21 protein-coding genes are annotated in these 25,750 nt (G+C 70.2%); 12 read left to right on the top strand and 9 right to left on the bottom strand.

The genetic code is table 11. The features are described from left to right. Nucleotides 1–483: 483 nt before the first annotated feature. Nucleotides 484–2,664 (top strand): RNA polymerase recycling motor ATPase HelR, encoded by a 2,181-nt coding sequence (gene helR, locus ABZX37_RS07740; protein WP_354737057.1) that lies wholly within the window; start codon nucleotides 484–486, stop codon nucleotides 2,662–2,664. Nucleotides 2,665–2,667: 3 nt separating this feature from the next. On the opposite strand, the gene ABZX37_RS07735 is transcribed toward helR, so the two are convergent. Continuing rightward, a complete protein-coding gene (locus tag ABZX37_RS07735) occupies nucleotides 2,668–3,633 on the bottom strand; it encodes an AsnC family transcriptional regulator (protein ID WP_354737055.1) in 966 nt (321 codons plus the stop codon). 111 nt (nucleotides 3,634–3,744) lie between these two features. On the opposite strand from ABZX37_RS07735, the gene ABZX37_RS07730 reads away from it, so the two are divergent. After that, the gene (locus ABZX37_RS07730) at nucleotides 3,745–5,157 is read left to right on the top strand and encodes an amidase (RefSeq protein ID WP_354737053.1); all 1,413 of its coding nucleotides are present in this window, start codon (nucleotides 3,745–3,747) and stop codon (nucleotides 5,155–5,157) included. 45 nt (nucleotides 5,158–5,202) lie between these two features. Here ABZX37_RS07730 and ABZX37_RS07725 read toward each other — a convergent pair whose 3' ends face one another. After that, nucleotides 5,203–8,331 carry a BTAD domain-containing putative transcriptional regulator gene (locus ABZX37_RS07725; RefSeq protein WP_354737051.1) on the bottom strand — a complete coding sequence of 1,043 codons (3,129 nt, stop codon included), beginning with the start codon at nucleotides 8,329–8,331 and terminating at the stop codon, nucleotides 5,203–5,205. A 95-nt stretch (nucleotides 8,332–8,426) separates the two neighbouring features. Here ABZX37_RS07725 and ABZX37_RS07720 point away from each other — a divergent pair, with 95 nt between their 5' ends. From ABZX37_RS07720 to ABZX37_RS07710, 3 genes are all read left to right on the top strand, one after another. Further along, a complete protein-coding gene (locus tag ABZX37_RS07720; RefSeq protein ID WP_354737049.1) occupies nucleotides 8,427–9,293 on the top strand; it encodes an NAD(P)-binding domain-containing protein in 867 nt (288 codons plus the stop codon). A 10-nt stretch (nucleotides 9,294–9,303) separates the two neighbouring features. Further along, nucleotides 9,304–10,164 carry an NAD(P)-binding domain-containing protein gene (locus ABZX37_RS07715; RefSeq protein ID WP_354737047.1) on the top strand — a complete coding sequence of 287 codons (861 nt, stop codon included), beginning with the start codon at nucleotides 9,304–9,306 and terminating at the stop codon, nucleotides 10,162–10,164. A 176-nt stretch (nucleotides 10,165–10,340) separates the two neighbouring features. Next, on the top strand, nucleotides 10,341–11,303 hold the full coding sequence (locus ABZX37_RS07710) for a helix-turn-helix domain-containing protein (protein ID WP_354737045.1): 963 nt from the start codon (nucleotides 10,341–10,343) through the stop codon (nucleotides 11,301–11,303). Nucleotides 11,304–11,537: 234 nt separating this feature from the next. Here the strand turns inward: ABZX37_RS07710 and ABZX37_RS07705 are convergent, their stop codons facing one another. After that, nucleotides 11,538–12,452: a hypothetical protein gene (locus tag ABZX37_RS07705; RefSeq protein ID WP_354737043.1), complete on the bottom strand. Its 915-nt coding sequence runs from the start codon at nucleotides 12,450–12,452 to the stop codon at nucleotides 11,538–11,540. Nucleotides 12,453–12,636: 184 nt separating this feature from the next. Between ABZX37_RS07705 and ABZX37_RS07700 the strand changes: the two genes are divergently transcribed. Continuing rightward, nucleotides 12,637–13,380: a trypsin-like serine protease gene (locus tag ABZX37_RS07700; protein WP_354737041.1), complete on the top strand. Its 744-nt coding sequence runs from the start codon at nucleotides 12,637–12,639 to the stop codon at nucleotides 13,378–13,380. Here the strand turns inward: ABZX37_RS07700 and ABZX37_RS07695 are convergent. Both ABZX37_RS07695 and ABZX37_RS07690 read right to left on the bottom strand, forming a co-directional pair. After that, nucleotides 13,359–14,039 carry a bifunctional DNA primase/polymerase gene (locus ABZX37_RS07695; RefSeq protein WP_354737039.1) on the bottom strand — a complete coding sequence of 227 codons (681 nt, stop codon included), beginning with the start codon at nucleotides 14,037–14,039 and terminating at the stop codon, nucleotides 13,359–13,361. The genes ABZX37_RS07700 and ABZX37_RS07695 overlap by 22 nt on opposite strands. 201 nt (nucleotides 14,040–14,240) lie before the next feature. Beyond that, on the bottom strand, nucleotides 14,241–14,657 hold the full coding sequence (locus ABZX37_RS07690; RefSeq protein ID WP_354737037.1) for a hypothetical protein: 417 nt from the start codon (nucleotides 14,655–14,657) through the stop codon (nucleotides 14,241–14,243). 319 nt (nucleotides 14,658–14,976) lie between these two features. On the opposite strand from ABZX37_RS07690, the gene ABZX37_RS07685 reads away from it, so the two are divergent. Both ABZX37_RS07685 and ABZX37_RS07680 read left to right on the top strand, forming a co-directional pair. Continuing rightward, complete coding sequence (locus ABZX37_RS07685) at nucleotides 14,977–15,657, top strand: response regulator transcription factor (RefSeq protein WP_354737036.1); 681 nt, start codon at nucleotides 14,977–14,979, stop codon at nucleotides 15,655–15,657. A gap of 5 nt (nucleotides 15,658–15,662) precedes the next feature. Further along, entirely contained in the window at nucleotides 15,663–16,967 is a 1,305-nt protein-coding gene (locus tag ABZX37_RS07680; protein ID WP_354737201.1) for a HAMP domain-containing sensor histidine kinase, read from the top strand. Here the strand turns inward: ABZX37_RS07680 and ABZX37_RS07675 are convergent. The 3 genes from ABZX37_RS07675 to ABZX37_RS07665 all read right to left on the bottom strand — a co-directional run bounded on the left by ABZX37_RS07675 (nucleotide 16,956) and on the right by ABZX37_RS07665 (nucleotide 21,044). Beyond that, nucleotides 16,956–18,179 carry a DUF1501 domain-containing protein gene (locus tag ABZX37_RS07675; RefSeq protein WP_354737034.1) on the bottom strand — a complete coding sequence of 408 codons (1,224 nt, stop codon included), beginning with the start codon at nucleotides 18,177–18,179 and terminating at the stop codon, nucleotides 16,956–16,958. The genes ABZX37_RS07680 and ABZX37_RS07675 overlap by 12 nt on opposite strands. Before the next feature lie 6 nt (nucleotides 18,180–18,185). After that, entirely contained in the window at nucleotides 18,186–19,484 is a 1,299-nt protein-coding gene (locus ABZX37_RS07670; protein ID WP_354737032.1) for a DUF1800 domain-containing protein, read from the bottom strand. Between the two features lie 750 nt (nucleotides 19,485–20,234). Continuing rightward, on the bottom strand, nucleotides 20,235–21,044 hold the full coding sequence (locus tag ABZX37_RS07665) for a hypothetical protein (protein ID WP_354737030.1): 810 nt from the start codon (nucleotides 21,042–21,044) through the stop codon (nucleotides 20,235–20,237). A 270-nt stretch (nucleotides 21,045–21,314) separates the two neighbouring features. Between ABZX37_RS07665 and vanY-N the strand changes: the two genes are divergently transcribed. Then, entirely contained in the window at nucleotides 21,315–21,884 is a 570-nt protein-coding gene (vanY-N, locus tag ABZX37_RS07660; protein WP_354737028.1) for a D,D-peptidase/D,D-carboxypeptidase VanY-N, read from the top strand. A gap of 4 nt (nucleotides 21,885–21,888) precedes the next feature. Continuing rightward, complete coding sequence (locus ABZX37_RS07655; protein ID WP_354737026.1) at nucleotides 21,889–22,524, top strand: TetR/AcrR family transcriptional regulator; 636 nt, start codon at nucleotides 21,889–21,891, stop codon at nucleotides 22,522–22,524. Nucleotides 22,525–22,690: 166 nt separating this feature from the next. Here the strand turns inward: ABZX37_RS07655 and ABZX37_RS07650 are convergent, their stop codons facing one another. Continuing rightward, nucleotides 22,691–23,134, bottom strand: a complete 444-nt coding sequence (locus ABZX37_RS07650; RefSeq protein WP_354737024.1) for a MarR family transcriptional regulator — start codon at nucleotides 23,132–23,134, stop codon at nucleotides 22,691–22,693. Between the two features lie 167 nt (nucleotides 23,135–23,301). On the opposite strand from ABZX37_RS07650, the gene ABZX37_RS07645 reads away from it, so the two are divergent. Both ABZX37_RS07645 and ABZX37_RS07640 read left to right on the top strand, forming a co-directional pair. Then, complete coding sequence (locus ABZX37_RS07645; RefSeq protein WP_354737022.1) at nucleotides 23,302–24,522, top strand: MFS transporter; 1,221 nt, start codon at nucleotides 23,302–23,304, stop codon at nucleotides 24,520–24,522. 572 nt (nucleotides 24,523–25,094) lie between these two features. Continuing rightward, nucleotides 25,095–25,598 (top strand): acyl-CoA thioesterase, encoded by a 504-nt coding sequence (locus ABZX37_RS07640; protein ID WP_354737021.1) that lies wholly within the window; start codon nucleotides 25,095–25,097, stop codon nucleotides 25,596–25,598. Nucleotides 25,599–25,750 lie beyond the last annotated feature (152 nt).

Below are 25,750 nucleotides of genomic sequence, written 5' to 3'. Positions count from 1 at the left end.
GGCAATGCTGAGTCCGCCCGGCTCGACCTGGCCCAGCTCGTTCCGCCCGACTCGCCTCCGCCGCCTCGCCCGGCCCAGCTCGGCTCGCCTGCCCAGCTCGGCTCGCCTGCCCGGCCTGGCTCGCCTGCCCAGCTCGGCTCGCCTGCCCCTCCTCGCCCGACTTGGCTGGCCCGACCGCGGTGCCCCAAGCCGCCCGCCATGGCCCGACCCGCCATCGCCAGGCGAGCACCACGCCAGGGCCAGGCCGCCGAAACTGGATGCTTAGCTCGTCGCGGCCCAAAGCTCCTTCAGCCGCTTCATAACGCTGGTGCACCCGAAGCGGCTTGACCAGCCACCGCAACCCGCCGTGAGACAAAGCCGGAAAAGCAACCAGACCACCACGTCACTTGACAGAAGGTGGACAATAAAAAATCGACGCGTCTTCACCAGGAAAGCAGAAGTTCGCGCCGAATCTGGGTTCAGAATAACAGCAGCGAGGGGCACGTGTCAACTCAGGGGTACGAAGAAGAACTGCGGTCCGAACAGGACTACGTCGCCGGGCTGTACCGGCGGCTCGACGACGAGCGTGAGCGGGCCGATGGGCGCTACACCGCTGCCCTCAAGCGAAACGACGGGACTCCGGGCGAGCGCGAGGTCGAGGTGCGCGCCCTTACGCGCGAAAAGCGGCGGTTGGCGTTCGCCGACTCCGGGTTGTGTTTCGGGCGGCTCGACTCGCTCGAAGGCGGCCATTCCTACATCGGCCGGGTCGGGCTTTTCGATCAGGACGACGAGTACAAACCCGTTCTTCTCGACTGGCGCGCTCCGGCGTCGAGCGCGTTTTACACCGCAACCGCCGCCACGCCCGAGGACATGCGGCGGCGGAGGCAGTTCCACACGCATGGCCGCCAAGTCACGTCCTTCACCGACGAGGTCTTCGGGCGGCCCGGCAGCGACGAGGAGAACGACGCCGACGCCGCGCTGCTCGCCGCGGTCAACGCGCCCCGCGGCGAGGGGATGCGGGACATCGTCGCGACGATCCAGGCCGAGCAGGACCGCATCATCCGGCTCGACCATCCTGGCGTCCTGGTCATCGAGGGAGGGCCAGGAACCGGGAAAACGGTCGTGGCGCTCCACCGCGTCGCGTATCTGCTCTACACGCAGCGCGAGCGGATGGAGCGCCACGGCGTCCTCGTTCTCGGGCCGAATCCGTCGTTCCTGAACCACATCGGCCGCGTGCTGCCGTCGCTCGGCGAGTCCGACGTGGTCTTCACCACTCCGGGCGGGCTGCTTCCGGGGCTGCGAACGCACGTCGAGGACGAGCCGGAAATCGCGCAGTTCAAGGGGTCTCTGCGGATGCTCGACGTCCTCAACGCGGCGGTCGCGGACCGGCAGGAGTTGCCGCCGGAGCCGATCCTGATCGAACTTCGCGACACCACGGTCCGGATTGACGCGGCAACGACCGAGTGGGCTCGCGACGAGGCAAGGCAGAGCGGACGGCCGCACAACGAGGCGCGGGCGGTGTTCGTCGAGATCGTCACGTACGTGCTCACCGAACGCGCCATGGCTCGCATCGGGCGCGGTTGGCTCACTCGCGACGACAAGGAGGAATGGGAGGACTTCCGTTCCACGCTCGTCAAGGAACTTCTCTCCGACAAGGCGTTCGTCAAGGCGATCGACCGGCTTTGGCCGATCCTCACCCCGGAAAGCCTGCTGGCCACGCTGTATTCCTCCCCCGCACGGCTCGACGCGGCCGGTGCCAGCCCGGCGCTGCTGCGCGAGCAGGGAGACGCCTGGACGGTGTCGGACGTCCCGCTCCTGGACGAGCTGATCGACCTCCTCGGCAAGGCGCCGGACCGGGCGAAACAGAAGGAGGACAAGGCCGAACGCGAGGCGGAGGCCGAGTACGCGGCCGGTGTGCTGGACATCATGCGGCTCGACCGCGAGGAGATGGACGAGGACATCGGCCTGTCGGCGGAGCACCTGCTCTACGACACTGATCTGGCCGAGCGGTTCGTCGAGTACGACACCCGCGACCTCGCCGAACGCGCCGCCGCGGACCGGGACTGGACCTACCGGCACGTCGTCGTCGACGAGGCCCAGGAACTGTCCGAAATGGACTGGAGGGTCCTCATGCGGCGCTGTCCGAGCCGGTCGTTCACCGTGGTCGGCGACCTGGCGCAGCGCCGGTCGGCGGCGGGGGCGACGGACTGGGGCACGATGCTGGATCCGTACGTCCCGGGCCGCTGGGCCTACCGGTCGCTCACCGTCAACTACCGCACCCCGGCGGAAATCATGGCCGTCGCGGGCGCGGTGCTGGCGGAGTTCGCGCCGGGGGTCGAGCCGCCGGAATCGGTTCGCGCGTGCGGGGTCCGGCCGTGGTCGAGGAAGGTCACCGACGGCGAATTGCCCGCCGCGGTGGAGGAATTCGTCCGCGACGAGGCAGGCCGGGAAGGGACCAGTGTCGTGATCGGGCCGCCGGACGTGCCGGGCGCGGTGCAGGCGTCGGAGACGAAGGGGCTGGAGTACGACGCCGTGCTTCTCGTGGACCCGGACCGGATTCTGGCGGACGGCCCGCGCGGCGCGGCCGAGCTGTATGTCGCGCTTACCCGTGCGACGCAACGGCTCGGCGTGCTGCACCGCGGCGCGTTGCCGTCGGTGCTGAACGGGTTGGCGGAGAGGGTGTAACCGTCAGGAGCGCAGCTCGGGAGCGAGGACGCTGCTGCGCTTCAACGCCTTCAGCACCACCCCGGTATGCACCGAATCCGCCTGCCGGGACCATCCGGAGCTGCCGACGAACTCGTGCAACGCGGCGATGTCGGGCAAGGTCACGTCAGCCAGCAGCTGATACTCGCCCGTCATCGCCGCCGTGTACCGCACGTACGGCGAGCCCAGCAACGCCCGGCCGATGTCGTCGACGTCGTGCGGGCGGCACCGGATCCACAGCAGCGCCTCGACCGGCAGCCCGAGCACGGCCGGCTCCACCACCGCCCGGATGAAGACCTTTTCCTCCCGCCGCAACGCTTCCAGCCGGCGGCGGACGGTCGATTCCGAGATCCCGGCGGCGCGGGCGAGCTCCTCGTGGGTCCGCCGGCCGTCCTCGCGCAGCGCGCGCACGATGGCGCGTTCGTCGCTGCTGAAGTCGACGCCGTCGGGCTGCCGGGGCTGCGGGGTCGGCTGCGGCAGCGAGGAGATCGCCGACGTCTCGGAAGGGCTGAGCAGGCCGGGCTGCCATTCGTGGATGGTGCGGTAGTAGCGGGTGACGGTATCGGCCGTCAGATCGAGCAGGCCGGGGATTGCCGCCATCTCGTCGAACATGAAGGTCGGCAGCCGATTGCGGTCGCAGAACACCTCGGCGACCAGTTCGCCCTGTCCGGTGATGAGGTAGCAGAAACTCGTCTCCGGCCGTCCCGCGAGCGCGGTGCCCGCCGGACGGCCGAGCCCGGCCCGGCAACGGCCGCGGACCAGCAGCGGCACACCGTGCGGCGAAACGGCGACAACCGTCACGACGCCGGTGCGCAGCAGGTGCGTCCCGCGGCGGGCCACCGTGCGCTCCGGCGAGTCCAGCACCTCGGCGATCCGCCGCCAGGACGCGCGGCCGTCGACTTGCAGCGCACCGGCGATCCGGCGGTCGAGGGGGTCCAGCCGTGCGGTCATCAGCCAATACTCTGGCTGATTCCGTCATTTGTCGAGTAGCTCTTGTCCGACCCCGGCAGCACGCGCGAAGCTGACGTCGCGAACGGACACCGGGGTCAGGAAGGGAAGCCAGTGAGCGCCGAGGAGATCTGTTACCTGCCCGCCCGCGAACTGGCCCGGCGGCTGCGCACCCGCGAGGTGTCCGCCCGCGAGGTCCTGCAGGCGCATCTCGACCGGATCGAGCAGGTCAACCCCCAGATCAACGCCATCGTCACGCTCACCGCCGAGCGCGCGCTGTCCGAGGCCGCGGCCGCCGACGAACGTCTCGCGCACGGCGAGGAGGTCGGTCCGCTGCACGGGATTCCGGTGGCGCACAAGGACACGCACGACGTCGCCGGGGTCCGCACCACCTACGGCTCCCCCATTTTCGCCGACCACGTGCCGGACAGCGACACGCTCGTCGTCGAGCGGATCCGCAACGCCGGCGCGATCACGCTCGGCAAGACGAACGCGCCGGAGTTCGGGGCCGGTTCGCACACGCTGAACCCGGTCTTCGGGGCCACGCGCAACCCGTATCGGCGGGATCTGTCCGCTGGCGGCAGCAGTGGCGGCGCGGCGGCGGCGCTGGCCGCGGGCCTGCAGCCGCTCGCCGAGGGCAGCGACATGGGCGGTTCGCTGCGCAATCCGGCGTCGTTCTGCAACGTCGTCGGCCTGCGTCCGTCACCGGGACGCGTGCCGACCTGGCCAGCGACGCTGCCGTGGGAGGCGCTGGGCGTGCAGGGGCCGATGGGGCGGACAGTCGCGGACGTCGCGCTGCTGCTGTCCGTGATCGCCGGGCACGACGAGCGCAACCCGATCTCGCTCGACCAGCCCGCCGCGCCGTTCGCCGGATCACTCGACGCCGACCTCGCGGGTCTGCGGGTGGCGTGGTCGCCGGATCTGGGCGGCCTGCCGGTCGACCCGGCGGTCAGCGCCGTGCTCGAACCGGCGGTGAAGGTGTTCGCCGATCTCGACTGTCGCGTCGAACCGGCCTGCCCGGACCTCGCCGCCACCGACGAGGTGTTCCGCACCCTGCGCGCATGGCTTTTCCACGCCGGGTTCAGCGGCCTGCTCGAAGAACATCCCGACAAGATGAAGCAGACCCTCAAGGACAACATCGCTTTCGGCGCAACGCTATCCGGCGCGGACATCGCGAACGCGCAGACGCGGCAACTGCAGCTCATCAGCGGGATGCGGGAGTTCTTCGCCCAGTACGACCTGCTGCTCGCGCCGGTGAGCCAGGTGCCGTCGTTCCCGGTGGAGTGGGAGTATCCGGAAACCGTTGCCGGGCAACCGATGCACGACTACCTGGAGTGGATGCGCTCGGCGTATTCGATCTCGGCGACCGGCTGCCCGGCGCTGTCGGTGCCCGCGGGGTTCACCGACGACGGACGGCCGGTGGGACTGCAGATCATCGCGCCGATGCGGGGTGAGCTAGGACTGTTGCGCGCCGCGCACGCTTTCGAGCAGGCCACCGGGCACGGGAATCGGCGGCCGGTCTTCTGAGCCGCCCAGCTCGAGCGAAGGTCCGTGAAGGGCTCCTTCCGGGAGTTAGATTCCCTCAGGGAGTCCTTCACGGACCGTAAGCGGTTCTCCCAGCTCGCCGCCCGCGCGGAACTCGGCGGCGAATTCCTCCGCACCGAGGACGCCGCTCGCGCGGGCGGTGATCCGGTCCACGTCGTCCCGCTCCGCAGCGGGCAGCGGAGCGCCGACCCCGGCGCGGGAAGCTGCGGCCGCGCCCAGCAACCGTGCGGCGTCGCGGGCCGCACCGGCCAACGCATGTGCGCCCGCCAACCCTTCCAACGCCAGCGCGATCGCTCGCGGGTCCCCAGCACGGTGGGCGATCTCGTAACCTTCCCGCTGCCTTCGCAACGCACTGTCCGGGTCTCCGCGCAATTCAGCGACGAAACCGAGTTCCGCGAGAATCAAGGTGTTCCCCGGTTCGAAATCGACCTGCTTGTTCCACTCGAGCAGCGTTCGCAAATGCCGCTCAGCGAGATCGAGATCGCCCTCGCGGCGGGCACCGAGGGCCAGCCCGGTCAGCGCATACATTTCCCCCGGCGTGAAGCCGTGCTCCGCGGCGACCTCGCGAGCCCGGTCATGCAGTTCGCGGGCGGCGGCGTAGTCCTTGCGCAGCAACGCTACCCGGCCCAGCCACGACAGCTGGTACGACGCTTCCGGCCACAAGCCCAGTTCCTCGGCGATCCGTAATCCTTCGATGTGGATCTCCTCGGCGCGCGTGTAATTCCCGGCGAGGGAACTGAGTGCGCCCTGCGCGAAAATCGCCTGCAGCTGACCCCATTTGTCGCCGATCTCGGCGAACAAATCCGCGCAACGATCGGCGTAACGCCATGCTGCCGCGACATCGCCTCTCGACAACACCTGGCTCGCGCGGTCGCCGCTAGCGGCGGCGATCCCCCATCGGTCATCGGAGGCTTCGAAGGCGGCGAGGGCGTCCAGGGTCAGCGGTTCGGCACCGGGCAGATCGGCCACTGTGGACAGTGCGTAACCGATGAACCACTTGGCACGGGCGCTCATCGGCTGTTCGGCGACAGGACGCCAGTCCGGCCGGTCGCCAGCGAGGATGCCGAGCGCGGTGAGCGTCGCCTGAGCTTCCGCGCGCAGTTCGGGATCGCCGCCGGGCAAGCCGAGCGCGGCGCGCAGGGAGCGCATCGCCTCGGCCATCCGGCCGCGCAGGAATCGGTACCAGGACAGCCGGTTCGCCAGCCGCAACGCGTCGTCGGCGCTCCCCCAACCCGCCAGGTTTTCCGCTGCGGCACGGAGATTCGGCAAGTCCGCGTCGAGTCGTTGCAGCCAGCGACGTTGGTCTCGGCCGCGGAGACCGACGTCCGCGACACCGGCGAGCTGGACGTAGTACTCCGCGTGCCGACGCCGTGTCTTTTCGACCGCACCGGCCTCGCGCAACCGCTCCAAGCCGTAAACCGCCACCGATTCGAGCAGCCGGTACCGCGCGTTGTTCGCGGGCACGACCAGCGAGCGGTCGACGAGCTTCGCCAGCAGACCCAGCACCTCGCCTTCTTCAACGCCGTCGCCAGCACAGACCGCCTCGGCCGCGTCTAACGCACAATCCTCGGTGTGCACTGACAACCGTTGCAGCACAAGGCGTTCGGGCTCGCTCAGGAGTTCCCAGCTCCAGTCGATCATCGCGCGCAAAGTCTGCTGCCGCGCAGGTACGCCGCGACGGGTGGTGTCCAGCAGGCGGAAACGATCGTCCAGACGGCGCAGCAACTCCGGGACGCCCAGCGCGCGCACGCGGGTCGCGGCGAGTTCGAGTGCCAGCGGCAATCCGTCCAGTTTCCGGCAAATCTCCGCGACCGCGGCAGCATCGGCACTGTCCACAGTGCACCCGGTGTCGGCGACCCGTGCGGTGAAAAGCCGCGCGGCGCTGTCGTGGTCGAGCGGCGGCACGGGGAACTGTGTTTCCCCGGTAATCCCGAGCGGCTCCCGGCTGGTGGCGAGGATCCGCAGGCCGGGCGCGGCCGCCAGCAGTCGTGCGGTCAGCGCGGCGACCGGCTCGATCAGCTGCTCGCAGTTGTCCAGGACAACGAGGGTTTCCTTGCCCCGCAACGACTCGGCCAGCCGTTGCACCGGATCCGCCGGGGAGGGAACTGCCGCGTCCCGGATTCCCAGCGTCGCGGCGATCGCCTCGACGACCCACTCGATCGGCGGGCACTGGCTCAGCGCGCATTCGTGCCGGTCCATGCCGGTGAGTTCCACGAGCCACGCGCCCGCGGCGAAGTCGCCGCCGAGCCGGTGCGCGGTCTCCAGCGCGAGCCGGGTTTTGCCGACACCGCCGGGTCCGGTGAGCGTGACCAGGCGAGATTCGCTGACGAGCGTGCTGACGGCCCGCACCGCGGCGGTCCGGCCGACCAGTTCGGTGAGCGGTACCGGAAGCTGCGGGACGACGGCCGTCAGCGCCGGGTCCTGCGCCAGGATCGACCGGTGCAGCGCGGTGAGTTCCGGACCGGGGTCCAGGCCTAGCTCATCGGCGAGACGGCGGCGCAGCTCGTCGTAGGAGGCCAGCGCTTCGCTCTGCCGCCCCGCCGCATACAGCGCGCGCAGCTGGAGAGCGCGCAGGCGTTCCCGCAACGGATGCTGGCGGACGAGGTCGGCGAGTTCCGCGGTGAGCGCGGCATGTTCGCCCAGAGCGAGCCGGGCGTCGGCGAGGTTTTCTTGCGCGACAAGGCGATCCTCTTCGAGCCGCTGGATCACCGGCTGCGCGAAAGGTTCGTCGGCGAACTCGGCGAGCGTCGGGCCCCGCCACAACGACAGCGCTTCGGTGAGCAGCGCGACCTTCGACCGCGAGTCCTCCGCAGTGTCCGCGGCAGCGGTCAGCGCACGGAACCGTCCGACGTCGACCGCCTCCGGCTCGACCCGCAGGACGTAACCGGGGGCCTGATGCACGAGCGCACGGCCCTGCCCCGGTTCGGCGGCTTCGAGCGCGCGCCGCAGCTGCGAGACCTTCGTCTGCAGCGTGTTGACCGGGTTGCCGGGCAGCTGGTCGCCCCACAGGTCGTCCGCCAGCCGGTCCGCCGACACCGGACGGCCCTCGTGCACGAGAAGGACCGCGAGCAGGGTCCGGACCTTGGCCTCGGGCACCCGGACCGGCTCGCCGTCGTCGCTGCTCACGGCCAAGGGCCCCAGGATGCCGAATCGCACAGATCCACCGTAACCGCACCCGTGCGCGGACCCCCAGCGAACCGTGCGTACGCCTCGGCACCGTGGTCGGCAGATCGACGAACTGGAGGGACGACATGTCCGGGAACACGACCTCGGCGACCGTGCTGGGGCTCGGCGCGATGGGCAGTGCGCTGGCCGGCGCGCTGCTGGGGACGGGACGGCCGGTGACGGTCTGGAACCGCTCGGCGGACAAGACGAAGCCGCTGGTGGCACGGGGTGCGGTGGCGGCGGAGTCGGCCGCCGAAGCGGTCGCGGCGAGCGAGCTGGTGATCGCCTGCCTGCTGGACGACGCGTCGGTGCGCGAGGTGCTCGGCACGGCTTCGCTGGCGGGCAAGACGGTGGTGAACCTGACCAACGGCACCCCTCGGCAGGCGCGCGAGCTGGCCGAATGGGTCTCGGAGCAGGGCGGGAAGTTCCTCGACGGCGGCATCATGGCGGTGCCGCCGATGATCGGCCAGCCGGGCGCGTTCGTGTTCTACAGCGGGCCCAAGGACCTCTTCGACACGCACCGCGCGGCGTTCGACGCGTTCGGCGGCAGCAACTACGTCGGCGAGGACCCGGGGCTGGCGGCGTTGCACGACCTCGCGCTGCTGTCGGGGATGTATGGCCAGTTCACCGGCATCTTGCAGGCCTACGCGCTGATCCGCAGCGAAGGCCTCTCGGCGGTCGAGTTCGCGCCGCTGCTGAGCGGATGGCTGACCGCCATGGGCGCCTTCGCCGAGCACGCCGCCAAGGAGATCGACAGCGGCGACTACACCCAGGGCGTCGTGTCGAACCTGGGGATGCAGGCCGCCGCGTTCGACAACCTGCCCGCTGCCGCCGCTGACCAGGGCGTCAGCTCCGAACTGCTCGCGCCGCTGCACCAGCTGCTCCTGCGCCGGGCCGCGGACGGCCACGGCGCGGAGAACCTCACGAGCGTCATCGAACTGCTGAAGAAATAAGGAGAAACCCGTGAATGTGACGTTGATCGGTCTCGGCCCGATGGGCCAGGCCATGGTGCGGTCCTACCTGGCCGCCGGCCACGAGGTGACGGTGTGGAACCGCACCGCGAGCCGCGCCGACGAGCTGGTGGCCGCGGGCGCGAAGCGCGCGGAAACGGTCGTGGACGCGCTGGCCGCGAACGAACTGGTGCTTCTCAGCCTCACCGATTATCAGGCGATGTACGACATTCTCGCGCCGACCGAGGACGCGCTGCGGGGCAAGATCGTGGTGAACCTGAGCTCGGACACGCCGGAGCGGACGCGAGTGGCCGCGGAATGGCTGGCCGCGCGCGGTGCGGAGATGATCGCCGGCGGGATCATGGTGCCCGCGCCGGTCGTCGGCACTGAGGGTTCGTTCGTGTTCTACAGCGGCGCGCAGCCGGTGTTCGACCGGATCGAGCCTGCCCTGCGCGTCATCGGACGGCCGGATTACCGGGGTGCGGACCCGGGCCTGGCGCAGCTGTACTACCAGTCGCTGCTGGACCTGTTCCTCACCACGCTCTCGGCGTTCCTGCACTCCGCCGCGCTCGTCGGCACGGCCGGGGTGTCCGCCGCGACGCTGGTGCCGTACGCGACGGAACTGCTGGCGCTCGCGCAGTCGATGCTGGACGAGACCGCGAAGAACGTCGACAGCGGCACCCACCCCGGCGACCAGGCGAACGCCAAGATGATGGGCGCGACAGCCGACCACATCCTCGCCGCCAGCCGGGACGCGGGCATCGACACGGCCCTGCCCGCAGCGGTCAAGGAGCACTACGACCGCGCCATCGCGGCTGGGCACGGCCGGGACAGCTGGTCCAGCCTGATCGACGCGATCCGCAGCAAGGCTTGATCCGCTCGCGGTCTGGGAAGCCGCCGTCGTTCAGCCCCGCCGAATCCGCGGCCCCGCCCGCCGACGGATCCGCGCCGGTCGGCGGAGGACGCTTCCCAGACCGCGGTCCCGGGCCGCATCCTGGACGCAGAGCCGCGCTGGGGAGGCGCGGACCAGGGGTGGTTTCGATGCTGCGCATGATTTTCACAGCCGAAGACCTGTGCCGGGTGCGAGTGGCCAGCGGCGCGCACCCGACGTGGGAGCTGATTCTGAGCATCAACAGTCTCCAGGACCCTCACCTGCCCCTGGAGTACCGCGGCTGGCGAGCGACAGTCCTGACTGGCGCCCGGCGCGCCCCTGCTCGCTGGCGCTGTCTGAAGGCCGCCGCGGAACTGGTCCCGGCCGGGAACTTCCCGGACTTCCTGACGCCCGCGCTGGACGAAACGGACGTCGGAGCCCACTTCGAAACCATCCTGGCCCAGCCGAAAGCAGCCCTGCGCGAGGACATCGTCCGCACTTTCGCCCGGCACCGCCGCGTGCCGCGCTGGGCCCGCACGGTCTATGCCGACGGCAGCACGCGCGACGTCGTGCATGCACTGCGCGAGTACAGCGACCTGGTCCTCGGGCCTGCGCGGCCGATACTGGACCGGCGGGTCGAGACCGACCGGGCTCGGTATGCGCAGCAGTTGCTCAGCGGTGGGGTCGAGGCGCTGCTGGGAAACCTGCATCCGTCGATCCGGTGGCGCAATCCGGTGCTGGAGGCGGACTATCCGCGTGACCGCACGGTGTCCTTGGACGGCCGGGGGTTGGTTTTGGTGCCTGCCCATTTCTGCTGGGGCGAGCCGGTGACGTTCATCGATACCGCCCAGCGGCCGATGCTGGTGTGCCCGGCGGTGGGGCTGGTGCCGCATGAACCGGTAGGTACTCGGGAGGATCAACTGGCGGGGCTGGTGGGTCGTACGCGGGCCCGGTTGCTGTGCGAGTTGGCGGCGGAGGCTTCTACTACGGCGTTGGCTGCGCGGTTGGGGGTGTCGCCTGCGTCGGTGAGCCAGCACACGAAGACGTTGCGGACGGCTGGGTTGATTACGACGACTCGGGAGGGGGCGGGGGTGCAGCATTCGCTTACGCCGTTGGGGAGGGCGTTTCTCGAGGCGCGGTAGGCAAGGGGAAATAGCTGCCCGGAAGGATCCGCACGCCGAGCACGAGCGCGGAAACAACGGCGATGACGCTTGCCCACCGATCCGGCCGCGTCCACCGGGCGATCCCCGCCAAAACTAGCTGCTCGCCAGGAAAACCCTCAATAGCCGTCCGCACGCGAAGCGCTCCGCCCAAGACGGCAGCCGTCTTCCGTCCACAAAGGACCTGTCTGCAGTGGATCGCGGACGGTCACCGGATCACCACCGCCACCGCATGCCGTGAATCCCGGGCCCCTGCCCGGTCCGGATCGCATGCGCCGGCACGCCGGAGCGCACCCGCACCTCCGCGGTCTCCAGCTCCGGCCCCACCGGCGAATCCTGGCGGTACGACACGCATTCCACGGGCAGCGCCGCCGGATCGAAATGCACTTCCAGCAGGTGTTCCGCGATCGGCAGCCGGAACCGCCGGTCGTAGCGCGAGTCCGGCTCCTCGTCCCGGAAGGCGAACCGGTACTCCACGATCGCCGTCTCGCCCGGCGCCAGCGGGTGGTCCAGCACCAATTCCGTCACCGAGAACGCCTGTTCCGGCGTCGCCTGCACGATTCCCGGACGGCAATACCGCGCCGACACCAGCTCCGGCGACCGTCCGGGCGTGAATCCCCGCAACGCGACAATGCGCACGAACGCCGGTTCGTCCAGCGCCCGCAGCACTTCTCGCACGTGGAGACTGCGCATCCGGCCTTGGGCGTCGACGTGCAGTGTCTCGTGCACGCTCACCGATTCCGGCGAAGAATCCTCGAACGAATTCAGCACCATCGGGAGGAGACTGCGGTTCTCCCACAACCGGTCCCATCGCGCCGCGCGCGGGGCCGGGCCGCCGGTGCGCGGCCGGTCCAGCAGGGCGCGCAGCGAACCCGGCGGCACGTCCAGCACGGGTTCCAGCAAAGCCAGTGCCCGCAACGATTCCGGCCGCTCCGGACGGCTGCGGCCAGTACGCCACGAGCTGAGCGTGGTCGTGCTGACGGGCACGCCGGACGCCGCGAGCCGTTCGCGCAGCCGGGCCAAGCCGAGGCCGCTGCGCTCGATCGCCAGCGAGAGGGCGCGTTCGAACGGGCCTTCGGCCAGTGCCTGGGCCAGCCGTTCCCGCATCGGAGCCGGGGCGAACAACCGCATTTCGCCCCTCCTGGAAAAAACGGACTGAGACGGATTGTCGGCATTGATTCACCGGTTGGCAACCCGTCGAAAGTCGCGTCGCCGCCGCTTGCCCGTCACGGGCGTTTCGGCGGATTCCGCTGTCCCGCCGCGCTGCTTACGTTCGAAAGCGTCCCCATCGAAAACGCCTTCCCCAAGGAGCGACATGCGCGCACTCACCCGGGCCCTCGCCGTGCTGACCGGTTCCTGCGCGGTGCTCGGCGCGGCCGCCGTGACCCCCGCGTCCGCGAGCCCCGCCACGCCCGAGGCCCAGCCGTCGATCATCGGCGGCAGCACCGCGCAGAACCCCGGCTACATCACCCGGTTCAACGGCCATGCCAACGGGTACACGTTCTTCTGCACCAGCACGCTGATCGGCAGCCGCTGGGTGCTCACCGCGAAGCACTGCATGTACGACAACAACGGCCAGCGCCTCACGGACATCGACCTCTACATCGGTTCCAACAGCGCCAGCGGCGGCGTGCACGCCAAGGCCTCCTCCACCTACGTCTACTCCGGCGGCGACCTGGCGCTGATCAAACTGAACACCGACGGCGGCAGCACGTTCGCCCGCCTCGCCGGCAGCTCCAGCGACGCGCAGGAGGGCGACCGCGCCACCGTGTACGGCTGGGGCGCCACGCAGAGCTCCGACGAGGGCCACCACCAGTCGAGCGTGCTGAAGCAGGCCGTGGTCACCATCTCGAACACCCAGGACAGCGACAACTCCGGCGGCCCCGCGATCACGGCGAGCACGCCGAACGGCGCGGTGGCAGGCGGGGATTCGGGCGGCCCGATGGTGGACGACGGCGTGCAGGTCGGCGTGTGCTCGACGAGCGACCGTTCCAGCGTGACGACCTACGGCAGCGTGGCCGCGGGCCGGGACTGGATTCAGCAGACCTCCGGGGTCTGACCGGCGCGGCCCGGGCCGGAGGGGCTGGTGCGTGTCCCCTCCGGCCCGGGCTGTCGCAGTTCGCACCCGGATTCGCGGGAAAGTTCGGCCAGCTTGCCCAGAATCGCGGCGCCGTCGCCTAACGTGTCCCGATCCGCCGGGGAAATGCGCCACCACACGACCCCTGAGACAACCCTGCTCGGCGGAAGGACAACCAGGTCTCCCGGCGCGAGGACCTCAACCCCGGGGGCCGGTTCGCGGTCCGCGCGGATGCCGGACTCGACGAAGAAGTACGCCCCGTGCGGCGACAACGCCACCGGACCGAGCGGCAAGCCGCCCTCGAAGGCGGCGAGCGTCCGCCAGCCGAGGTGGGCCGTAGTGCGCAGGACCTCGAAATGCCGCCCGACCGGCGCGAGAATCGCCTGCCGATGCGCAGACCACCACTCCGAAATAACGCGGCGGTCGACGGTCGCGCCGGACCGCGACACCGCGGTCTCCCGGCCGCCGAGCAGCTCGAGAGTGACCGGATCCCAGCTGGTCAGCCCGTCGCACACCGGCCCCGGCAGCACCGGCCAGCCCCGTGCGGCGTAGTTCTCGGCCGCCGCGCGCAACGCACGCAGCGCGGCTCCGTGGTCCCCGGCCAAGCAGCGCGAACGGCTGCCACGCGCAACAAGGGTCATCGCGAGAATCCCTTCCGAGAGATCAAGCCCGGACCGCGCGGTTCACGGTGGACTGCGCGGGACTGGCGGGAACCGGCTGCCGGAGTGCCACCGACCACCATGGGACCGCGACGCGTCCCAGACCAGCCAGAAAACCGCCCGGGAACCGGCAGCAAACCGGGAGCGGTCGTCCCGGACCCCGGGACGCGAGCGCGAAGACCGTCAGCCCCGGTCCCAGAGCGCCAGGAAACCTTCGATGATCTCTCTCCCCTGGGGCACGTCCGCGCTGACGCCCAGAGCCGCTTCGCCCGAATCGAAGATCCGGAACAGCACCAGGCAGCGCGAGAAGTCGTCCCGATCCAGCTCTTCCCGGACGTAGTCCGCCTCCGAACGAGTGGCCACCACCAGCACGTCGACGGACTGGCCTATCCCCTCCGCCAGCCGAACCACGCCCGGCCAGGCGATCCCGGGCCGGGATGCCGCATAGCCGCCGAAAAGTTCTTCGACCACCGCGTCAGCCAGCCCCAGCGCTTCGACCTCCAGCACCCACCAGCACCAGTCGTTGTCCGGAATCAGCGGGACGACATCGCGCAAATCGGGATAGCCGTTTTCCAGAAGCTCCTTCTCGACGATTTCCATCCTCGGCACTCCAAGACGTGTCACTCGGGCATTGCTTGACCGAACACCATAGCGGTGCCCAGAGCGGTCGCGGCCGACGCGAAGATCTTCGCTGACGCCGTCCTCCGCAGCGGAATCTTGTTGTCCCGCAAAATTTTTCGCGGCACGGCAAGGTCGCGGACACCACCCGGCAGGTGAGGCCGCGCGCCAGGTTTTCCGGCTCGAAGTAGTCCGAGCCGGAGGGACCCGCTGCCAGCGCTCTGATCTCGTACAGCGCGCCGGATTGCCGCGCGGCCGTCAGCGGTCCGCTTCGCGGCGCCGGGACGCCTAGACTCCGGCCATGGTCCAGGGCGAACCGCGCATCCTCGTCGTCGAGGACGCCGAAGCGATCCGGCTTTCGGTGGAAGTCGCGTTGCGGGCGGCGGGGTTCGCGGTGCGGACGTTGCCCGACGGCGAACAACTCGAAGCGGAACTTGCCCGTTTCCGGCCCGATCTGGTCGTGCTCGACGTGCTGTTGCCCGGACGCGACGGGTTCGCGCTGCTGCGGGTTGTCCGGCGGCACCGCGCGGCGGGGGTCGTCATGCTCACCGCGCGGGACGGCGTCGAGGACCGGCTGCGCGGGTTCGGCGAAGGCGCGGACGACTATCTGGTGAAGCCGTTCGTGCTGGCCGAACTGGTCGCGCGAGTCACCGCGGTGCTGCGCCGGACGGGGCGGACGCAGCCGGCGGTCGAGGTCGGCGATCTGGTCGTGGACTTGGACGCCGGGCTCGCGCTGTGCCGCGGCGAGCAGGTCGAACTGACGGTCACCGAGTGGAAGCTGCTGGCGTATCTGGCCGTGCATCGCGACCGCGTGGTCGGGAAGGCGCAGATCCTGAGCGCGGTGTGGGGTTACGACGAGTACAGCGCGAATCTCGTCGAGGTGAACGTCAGCACGCTGCGCCGGAAACTCGAAGCGCACGGGCCGCGGCTGCTGCACACGGTGCGCGGGCAAGGCTACGTGCTGCGCGGTGACCGTCCGTGAGCCGGATGAAGACGGGCTCGCTGTACCGCCGGGTCACGGTTTCCTCGCTGCTCGTGCTGGTCGCGGTCCTGGCGCTGGTCGGGTTCGTCGTGTTCGCGGTGTTCCGCGCCCAGGCCGAACAGGACGTGAACCGGGTGCTGGCCGGACGGGCCCAGCTCGCACAGCAGCTCGCCCGGCAGAACGTGAGCCCGCGCAGCCTGTTGCGCCGGGTCGAAACGACCGGCGTGCACGGGCGGCTGGCGTTGCCGGACGGCACGGTCGTCGGGGAACCGGCGCCGCCTGCCGGATCGCGGCTGAAGCAGGTCAAGGCGACGTTGACCGGTCCGGCGCGGATCGACGGCGCGAAGCTGACGCTGATCGCGGACGATTCGATCGTCGCCGGCGCCGAAGCACGGCTCGGAAAGCTGCTGCTGATCACCGGGCTCGCCGCGATCGTCGCGACCGCGCTCCTGCTGCTCGTCGGCGTCCGGCTGGCGCTGACGCCGATGGACGCGATGACCCGGCTCGCCCGCTCGATCGTGTCCGGCGGGCGGGGCGGCCGGTTGACGCCGACCCGGACGAACACCGAGCTCGGCCGCGCGGCGGCGGCCTTCGATTCGGCGCTCGACGCGTTGGAGGGCGCGGAGCAGACCGCCCGGGCGTCCGAAGAACGGACCCGCCAGTTCGTCGCCGACGCCGCGCACGAGCTGCGGACGCCGATCGCCGGGGTCCAGGCCGCGGCGGAGGCGCTGGTGCAGGCGTCCGGCGACCCGGAGCACGCCGCGCGGCTGCAGCTGCTGCTGGCCCGCGAAGCGCGCCGGGCCGGAAAGCTGGTGAGCGATCTGCTGGATCTGGCCCGGCTGGACGCCGGCGCCGAGATCGCCCGCGAGCCGGTCTCGCTGCTCGCGCTCGCCCGCGCGCAAGCTGACCGGATCGCATTGCTGGCCCCGGAAACCCTCGTCGAAGCGACCGGGGCGGACACCGTCGTCCGCGGCGACGCCGACCGGCTCACCCAGATCCTGGCCAACGTCGCCGACAACGCGGTGCGCGCGATGCACGGGCGAGGCAGCCTCACGCTGACCGTCACCGCGGACGGCTGCACGGTGACCGACACCGGGCCCGGCGTCCCCGAACCGGATCGGGAGCGGATCTTCGACCGGCTCGTCCGGCTCGACGACGCCCGCGACCGCGACTCCGGCGGATCCGGCCTCGGCCTGGCCATCGCGCGCGGCTTCGCGCGAGCCCACGGCGGTGACCTCCGGTGCGTCGAAGCTCCGGGCGGCGGCGCGCGGTTCGTCCTGTCCGGATTGGAGCCGGTGCTAGGCGAGTAGGCCCTCCAGCCGGCCGGAGTGGCCGGGCAGCACCCGGCCCGGATCGGTGCCGAGCACCTGCTCCAGCACGGTCGCGTAGACGTCGCGGAAATCGGTGGTTTCCTTCAGGTCCCCGTCGGCGAGGTCGGTCAGGCTCGGCTCGTCGCCGTGGAAGCCGCCGCGCACTCCGTTGCCGAGGACGAAAACCGGACCGGCGGTACCGTGGTCGGTGCCTTCGCTGGCGTTGGCGACGACCCGGCGGCCGAACTCCGAGTACACGAGCACGACGGCCTGCTTGCCGCGGTCGGTGCGGCCGAGCCGCTGTACGAACGGCGTCAGCGAGCCGTCCAGTTCGGTGAGCAGCCGTTGCTGGGTGCCGCGCTCGTCGGCGTGCGTGTCGAAACCGCCCAGCGACACCGAGTACGCGCGCGTCGGCACCCCGGCCTCGATCAGCCCGGCGACGACGTCGAGCTGCGCGGCCAGCGCGCCGTCTTTGCGGCCGCCGGCGGCCTTGTGCGCGCCCTTGGCCGGGTGTGCCGCCGAGCCCAGGACCTGCTCGGCGCGGTAGAGGTCGGCGATCGAACGCGCCGCCTTCGCCTGCCAGTAGCCCTCGCCGTTCTGCGCACCGCCGAGTGCTTGAAAAGCCTTGCCCAGCGCGCCTTTCGGCACCGTCAAACCACCGACCGGCATGGACGCCGCGGCGGTCTGCGCCCCGGCCAGCATCGGCGGCAGCACCGGCTCGACCGACAGCGCGCGCAGCGGGTCGTCGCCGGACCCGTCGAGCCACCGGCCGAGCCAGCCGGTCGGCACCGGCGTGTCCGGCGAGGCGGTCTGCCAGATCGCCATCGAACGGAAGTGGCTGTGGTCCGGCTTCGGGTAGCCGACGCCGCGCACGATCGCCAGCTCCTTGGTGTCCCACAAGCCTTTCAGGCCCTTCAAGCCCGGGTTCAGGCCCAGTCCGTCGCCGAGGTCGAGGACGTCCTCGGGCTGGTACGCCAGCTCCGGCCGGGCGTTCTGGTAGGCGCGGTCGCCGGCGGGCACGACGGTGTTGAGGCCGTCGTTGCCGCCGTACAACGTCACGACGACCAGGACGCCGTCCTTCGGGTCGAGCGGGGTCTGCTGGGCCGCGGACATCAGGTGCGTCCAGTCGACCTGGGTGGCACCGGCCGCGAGCGCCCCGGCGGCCGTCACGCCGCTCGCGAACAGGAACCGCCGACGAGTCAGTTTGTTCATGGTCTCCTACCCGCTCACCACGTACTCGGGCGCACACGCGGCGATCGCCGCCAGCTGCCGGGGATCGTTCGCGACTCCGCTGAGACAGGCGCGGGTCCGGTCGGACCACCCGTCGACCCCCAGCAGGTCCCCGATCGCCGCCGGCTTGTCCCGCGCTTTCGCCACCGCGGCGAGGTCGGCGTGCTGCGCGACGAGCTGCGCCAGATGCAGCCGGGCGAGGCCGGCCGACGTCGTCAGCCACGCACCGCCGGCCGCCCAGCCGCCCACGCTCGGCGGCTCGAAGGGCACTTGCCCCATCCCCCGCAGCCCGGTCAGCAGCTGGGCGCCGGACTTGGCGTCGAGCGCGGACGGACGCACCCGGAGCGCGCGCAGCAGGCCGCCGAGCCATTCCACCGGCTGTTTGACCAGAGACGTCGCCGAGTCGTGGAACGCGTCCTCCTTGACCAGCGCGGTCAGCAGAGACCGGATGTCGCGGCCCGGTCCGTATGCCGCCACCAGCCGGGCCAGCGTGTCCGCCGTCGGCGGCGTCGCGGAGACGAGCCGGAACCAGAGCCGCCCGACCACGAACGGCGCCGAGGACGGCCGGGACAGCACGAGGTCGACGAACGAGCCGGCGTCGAAGTTCGCGGTCTGGCCGAGAACGGTCTTCGGCGTCGAGTCGTGGCGGCGCGCGGCCAGATGAGCGGCCGGGTTCTCGCGGGTCGCGGTCCAGCCGGTGAGGGCACGCGCGGCTTCGCGGACATCAGTCTCGGTGTAGTTGCCGACGCCGAGGGCGAACAGCTCCATGAACTCGCGCGCGAGGTTCTCGTTCGGCTTGCCGGCTTTGTTGCTGTTGCCGTCGAGCCACAGCAGCATGGCCGGGTCGACGATCATCGCGTGGGCGAGCTGGGTGAAGCTGCCCATGCCGAGCGTCCGCAGGGTCTGGTTCTGCGCGAGCATCAGGCGCGGGCTGCGCACCTTTTGCTCGCTGGTCGCGAAATGCCCGTGCCAGAACCAGGTCAGCCGTTCGACCGCCGGAAGGTCGGCCGCCGCGATCCGGTCCAGCCACCACAGCGCCGCACGCGTGACTTGCCCCTGAAGTTGCTGCGCGGCTTGCTGTTTCGCCGCCTTGTCCGCTTTCGCGGGCCGCGGGGGCGGCGCCCCGACGTCCGGAAGCGGGGTCGCCTCCGCACCCGCGTCCGGCCCGGCGGCCAGCAGCCGCGCCATGGTCGCGGCCAACCCGGCGTCGAGATCGCCCGGCCGGGGCCCGAACCCCAGCCGATCGTGCAGCCGACGCACCGCCGCGCGCTCGGAAATGACTGCCATGCCCCGATCTTCGGGACCCCCGGGGCGCATGGCCAGCAGCCGGGGACTTCCTTAAGGGAACCCACAGCTCCGGCCGGTTCGACGCGGTACGCGCGAGACCGCCTTCATCCGGCCGGTCCTGTCGATGCGGTGCGGGTGTCTTCCTTCAGTCGCCCGCAGTTGCGGCCTGCTCAAGGCCGAGCGGCTTCCGTTGACCGGTCCACGGTTTTGCTTCTTCTAGGCCAGGCGGACGCCTTCTTGCAACCGGCCCACACCCGCACGCGGAGCAGCCACCGAACCCATCACCCCCGCACGACCGGACGAGTCCTCAAGCGCCCACCCCGCGCTGCCGTCGAACTCGGCCGGGACCGCTGCCCGCAGACAAGGATTCCTCGACCGAAGCCGACGGGTCCGACTCCCACAGACGCCGTACCCCTGGCAGGAACGCCAGCGCCAGAGCCAAAATCCCCAACCCCGCCACGGCTGTCTTCGCCCTCATCGACCCGCCCAGTCCCGAAACGTCGCCGACACGCAGTTCCGGACCGTACCAATCGCATCGGCCGATCACGGGCCTGGCCGGTTCCCGCCCCTCCGCCGACGCCCTCTCCTCAGACGACACTAGTTTCGCTTCGCACCTCATTGACACAACGGACGGACACCGGGCGACCCACCCGCAGGTAGCGAGTGGTGCCGGTGTGCTTGCGTCGAGGCAGTGTCTTGCGGGTGCTCCCCTGGGTCGAGGCAAGCGCTCGTGCCGGACGGCCGTCGCGGTCAGCCTCGCAAGACCAGCAGGCGACGGGGCGGGTGGTAGTCGTACTGGTAGCCGGGGTCGCGGAAGCCCAGGCACAGCGCGAACGGCCTGTCGCCGAATTCCCGTTGAAGGGATCGCCAGTTGCGGGCGAGGTATTCAGTCGCCGCCCACGTCGTGTCTCCTCGACGTCCCAGGCAAAACACCACGGTCGTGCCGCGCGCGGTATCGTGCACTTTCTCGACGACCGCGAGATCCAGAGAATCCGACGTGATCAGTTGGCCGAGGTCCGCTCCGTTGAGCACCTCAACGTATTTCGCTTCCCGCGACAGCTGCTCGTCTCCTGCGTCCGAGTGTTCGTTGGAAATTCTGAGGCTCACCAGATTCTCCCGCAGATACAGCCTCCGGATGCTGTTGCGGGTGGAGGCACCGATGACGATGAGGTTGCTGCTGAGACCGGAGAAATGCCTGGGGTCATCGCTCGACGAGGGGCTCACGTCGTTGCGGAAGTCGTACCGGTGACGTCCTAGGTAAATCGCGTCGACCAGCCCGCGGACCAGATCCGGAAGCCGGAACGACGCCGAGCCGAACAGGCGCGTAATCGCCTCGGATGCGCGCAGCTCATGCAAGGAAATCGAATAGCCGCGGGGACGAGCGCTTTCCGCAGCGGTCCACAGATTCGACAGGCAGACGATCAATTGCTGGTTCGTCTGCAAGCCGAAGAAGCCCCGGAAGCGCCGCTGCGCGAACCGAGCCATCGCCGCGACCGCGACGCCCAAGCCGAGCCAGAACACGATGTTCGCGATGACGTTGGTAGCGATCTCCAGCAGCATCCGAACAGCATCACCGCCGCGCCGACCCCGCCTCCGGCCAGTGACCCAATCGTTAACCCGCGCGCCACAACCCGAGCTGTGCACGCGGCCGGTCGAGGCCTGCACCGCTTTAACGCCGGTGCCCTGTTACACCTCGGCTTCGGCCGTCGACGCGCTCAAGTCGACGACCTTGCCGCTTGAGCAGTTGCTCAAATCTCGTCTATGCTCTGATTTGAGCAACTGCTCAAAAGCGGGTTGGCGGTCGCGTGCACGACCGGAGTGGGGGTAGCAATGGCCAGCGTCCGTCCCGATCGCGGTTGGGCACACCGCCGCGATCGTTGGTACAAGGCGATTACCCGGATGCTGGCAGCAGCGCTGCTGCCAGTGGCGTTCGTGATCACGCCGGGCCGAGCGCGGCATACGGCCTGCCGATGGGCCCTGGCGGTGCGTTTTCCCGCCGAGGACCTCACCGGCCTGACGCCGCCGACCCGTGCCGCGTTCACCGCGGCGCGCACGCAGGCGTTGTGGCGAGACGGTGAACTGATCGGACTCACCTCGGGACACCGGGATGCCGGGGAACAGGAACGCTTGTTCGCCGCGGAGGTCCGCCGGAGCGGGTCGCCGGCGGCGGCCCGGCGGCGGGCGCTGCCGCCGGACGAGTCCCGGCACGTCGCGGGGACCGCCCTGGACATACGCCCGGTCGAAGGCGCGCGCTGGCTGGAGCGGCATGGCGCACGCCATCACCTGTACCGGGTGTACGACAACGAGTGGTGGCATTTCGAGCACCGGCCCGACGGCCCTCCGCAGCGGCTGCCTCACCCGGGCTCCGTCGGTCACCGGCTGTCGGGGCCTCTACGGTGAAGCCGTGGCCGACACCCGACAACGCCTGATCGACGGCACCATCGAGACGATCCGCACGCACGGCCTAGGCGGCACCACGGCCCGGAGCATCGCCGCCACCGCCGGGGTCAACCAGGCGCTGGTCTTCTACCACTTCGGCACCGTCCACGACCTGCTGCAGGCCGCGTGCCTCGCCGCGACCCAGGCCAGGGTCGCACCGTTCGCCGAACGCCTCGGCCAGGTCACCGACCTGCGGCAGCTTCTCGCGCTCGGCCGCGCCCTGCATGCCGACGAACGCGCCCGGGGCAACGTCACGGTGCTCGCCCAGATGCTCGCCGGCGCGCAGGCCGACCCCGAACTCGCCGAAGCGACCGCGACGGCCCTGCAGCTGTGGATCACCCCGATCGAGGACGCCCTGACCAGGCTGCTGGCCGACTCCCCGGTAGCCGAGGCGATCGACACCGCGGGCCTCGCACGGGCGATGAGCGCCGGGTTCGTCGGACTGGAGCTCTACGAAGGCGTCGACCCGGAAGGAAGCCAGACAGCCCTGGACGCACTCGACCGGCTGGCCGTGCTCATCGAGGTGGTCGACGACCTCGGACCGATCGCACTGCGCGCACTCCGCGGCAAACTCCGCAAGACGACCAGGAAAGTGCGGTAGCGCGACCACCGGAGGTCTCCGCGACAGCTTGTTCTCGCGACCGCGGATCCGGCGGCCAAAGCCAGCCGCTGCGGAAAACGTCGCCGCCCTCAGCGGTCTCAAGGGCAAGATCAGGACTGCGACACTGCTCCGCCCTCGGTCTCCGCCGACGCCTGGCACCTCCGGTTCAGGCCGAGTCTTCCAGGGCTTTGACGAGAAGACGGGACAGCCGGCGGAACTCCTCGGCGTCGGCCCGGCCGAACTCCTCCAGCGCCGGAGCCAGCCGAGCCTCGATCTTGACGAAGGTTTCGTCCACCAGCTTGTGCCCCTTGGCCGTGAGATGGTTGTCCACCACCCGGCCCCGGGCCGGGGAGCGCTCCACCAATCCCTCCTCTTGCAGGGTCCGGACGAGGCGGCTGACCGCCTGCGGCGTGTGGACCGCGGCGCGCGCGAGTTCCGAGGCGGAGGCGCCGGGCGCCCGCTTCAGCTCCCGCAGCACCGTCCACTGCCCGAGGGTGAGCCCCAGCGGGTGGATGACCTGCTCGATCCGGTCGGCGAAGTGTTGCCGGACGATCCTGGACAGCGCACCGATCTCGATCCCCTGAGGCAGCGGGTCGCCCGGGTTCTTCATGGTTGACAGCGTACCTGTCGCGTTCTACATTGAACTCAGATTCAATATAGAACCTTGGTTCTATACCAGTCGGCCGCTCGGTCGAGAGAGCACGCCCTGAACTGGCCGACTTGTGGAGCCGCCCCGGCCTCCGACCCTGCCCGCGCCCGTATCCGGAGAGACAGACCATGCCCGCAGCCGCCCAGCCGAATACGCGACAGCGAGCACTGCCCGGCCGGCTGGTCGTCCTGCTGGCCGTTTCCTGCGGGCTGACCGTGGCCAACCTCTACTACGCCCAGCCGCTCCTGGAGACGCTGCGCCGGACCTTCCAGCTCCAGGACTCGACCGCCGGCCTGCTGATCACCTTGACCCAGTTCGGCTACGCCGCCGGCATGGTGCTCCTGGTCCCCCTCGGCGACCGCATCGAGAACTCCCGCCTGGTTTCCGTCCTGCTCACCGTCACGGCACTGGCCATGGCCGCCGGCGGACTCGCCCCCACCTTCACCGTCTTGCTCGTCGCCGCGCTCGTCGCGGGCGCCACCTCCGTCGTCGCACAGGTCCTGGTCCCCTACGCCGCCGACCTCGCCCCCGACCACCTGCGCGGCGCTGTGGTGGGCAAGGTCATGAGCGGACTGCTCGCCGGGATCCTGCTCTCCCGCACCGTCGGCAGCCTGCTCGCGGACGTCGCGGGCTGGCGCGCCGTCTACCTGGTCTCCGCCGCGCTGATGGCGGTCCTGTCCCTGGTCCTGCGCCGCGCACTGCCCCGCCGGGCCCCCACCAGCACCCATTCCTACGGCGCGCTGCTGCGTTCCACCACCAGCCTGGTTCGCCTGCACCCTCGGCTGCGCCGCCGGTCCTTCTACCACGCCTGCATGTTCGCCGCCTTCAGCGCGTTCTGGACGACCATCTCTTATGTCCTGGCCGCGGCACCGTACAACTACTCCCAGCTCCAGATCGGCCTGTTCGCTTTCGTCGGCGCCGCCGGCGCGCTCGTCGCACCTCTCGCGGGCCGCCTCGCCGACCGAGGGCTCGCCCACGGGCTCACTCCCGTGACCTGCCTGCTCGCCTCAACCGCTCTCGCCTGGGCCGGCCTGGCCGCCCACCAGATCGTCGCTCTCGCCGCCGCCGCGGTCCTCCTGGACTGCGCCGTGCAGTGCTCCCTGATCTTCGGACAGCACATCATCTACCAACTCGACGCAGCCGCCCGCGCCCGAATCACCAGCGTCTACATCGCCACTTTCTTCATCGGCGGCGCCATCGGCTCCCAACTCGGCACCCTTGCCTATCACTGGGGCGGCTGGCCTGCGGTCACCCTCACCGCGGCGGCCTTTCCCGTCCTCGCCGCGCTCGCCTGGACCACTGACCGCACCCACACCCGCGGAAAGCGCCGGGCAGCAGACACCGGGTGAACGCAGCCGTCAATTTCGCCACGCCGCCCACCCGGGTCTTGCCCGCTTTATTCCGCAGCTGAGCTTTTCTGTTCCAGCAGACCACGCCGCAGGGCCACGCTCCCGCGAATACCACAGCGAGACAGGCTGTCCGCAACTCGCTCGACGACGCACCCCGGAAATGGATTACCGACGTCCGCCCTTCACTCGGAGCGATTCCGGAATCACGGTCGCGCATCACCCGAAATCGCATAATGCGTTTGGTTTTCATGTTTCGGCCGTCGTTCGCGTGAAGCGGGCGCGATCGCGCGAAGCGACTTACCTCCCATGCTAGGATCGATTCAGAGAGCATCCACTGACCGTCGACGCGCTCCATCGGCGCATTCCCCCGCACCCGAACGGGAACTGTTCCCCGATCGGGCTAATTCGGCATGCTTCCGGGAGACCCCCGGGACATGCGGACGCGTCTCGTCGGGACGAGCGGAATTCCACGAACAGTTTCCGCCGGCCTCCTGAATTCCCCTGCTTTCCCACCGCGCTGACGCGCGGAATTTTTTCGCGCGAACCACCCGACGACCGAAAGGACTACCGAGATGAGCACCAGTTCGTCCGCCCCCTGTGCGCGGACACTCGTTCAGCGCACCTTGACCCACCTGGCCCAGCCCGCCGACCTCAACCACCAGGGAGACGTCGCCGGCGCGGTTATCTTCCGGCTGATCGACCACGCGGCCTGGCTCGCGACCCTCGAATACAGCAACGGGCCGACGGCGACCCGCGCGGTGAAGCAGATGGAATTCCTGAACCCCGTGCGCGAGGGCGGTCTGCTGCACGCCCGCGCGCAGATCGAGCGGGTCAACAACACCTCCATCGAAGTCCGCACCACGGTGACCGCTACCTATTGGTCAGGCTGGGCCGACGATCCCGAGGACCTCGCGGCCCCGCCGACGCCGGTGGCTTCCGCGGAGCTGGTGTTCGTGGCGATCGACGTCACCGGAACCCCGCGAGCCGCGAACCCGGTGCCGGGGGCCAGGCCGTCGTCGGAGAACCTGTATCTGCACCAGGCCGCGGCTTCCGGCTATCGCCGCGCCAGTCCGTAACTTCTTCGGCATTCCGCGAGAAACCGGAGCTGAGAGCAGCGTCGGCAACCGTGGTCATCGCGGACCAAACAGGCTAGCGGCGAGCCGAGTGCACGCCGCTAGCCAGTTTCGCGCTGCCTGCGGCGAAGCGGAACGGGCGACCGGCCGCCTCC

Source organism: Amycolatopsis sp. NPDC004079 (assembly GCF_040610415.1).
Lineage (GTDB): Bacteria > Actinomycetota > Actinomycetes > Mycobacteriales > Pseudonocardiaceae > Amycolatopsis > Amycolatopsis halotolerans.
The sequence above is the reverse complement of the archived record's forward strand: the minus strand, read 5'-3'. Positions and strand labels throughout refer to the sequence as shown.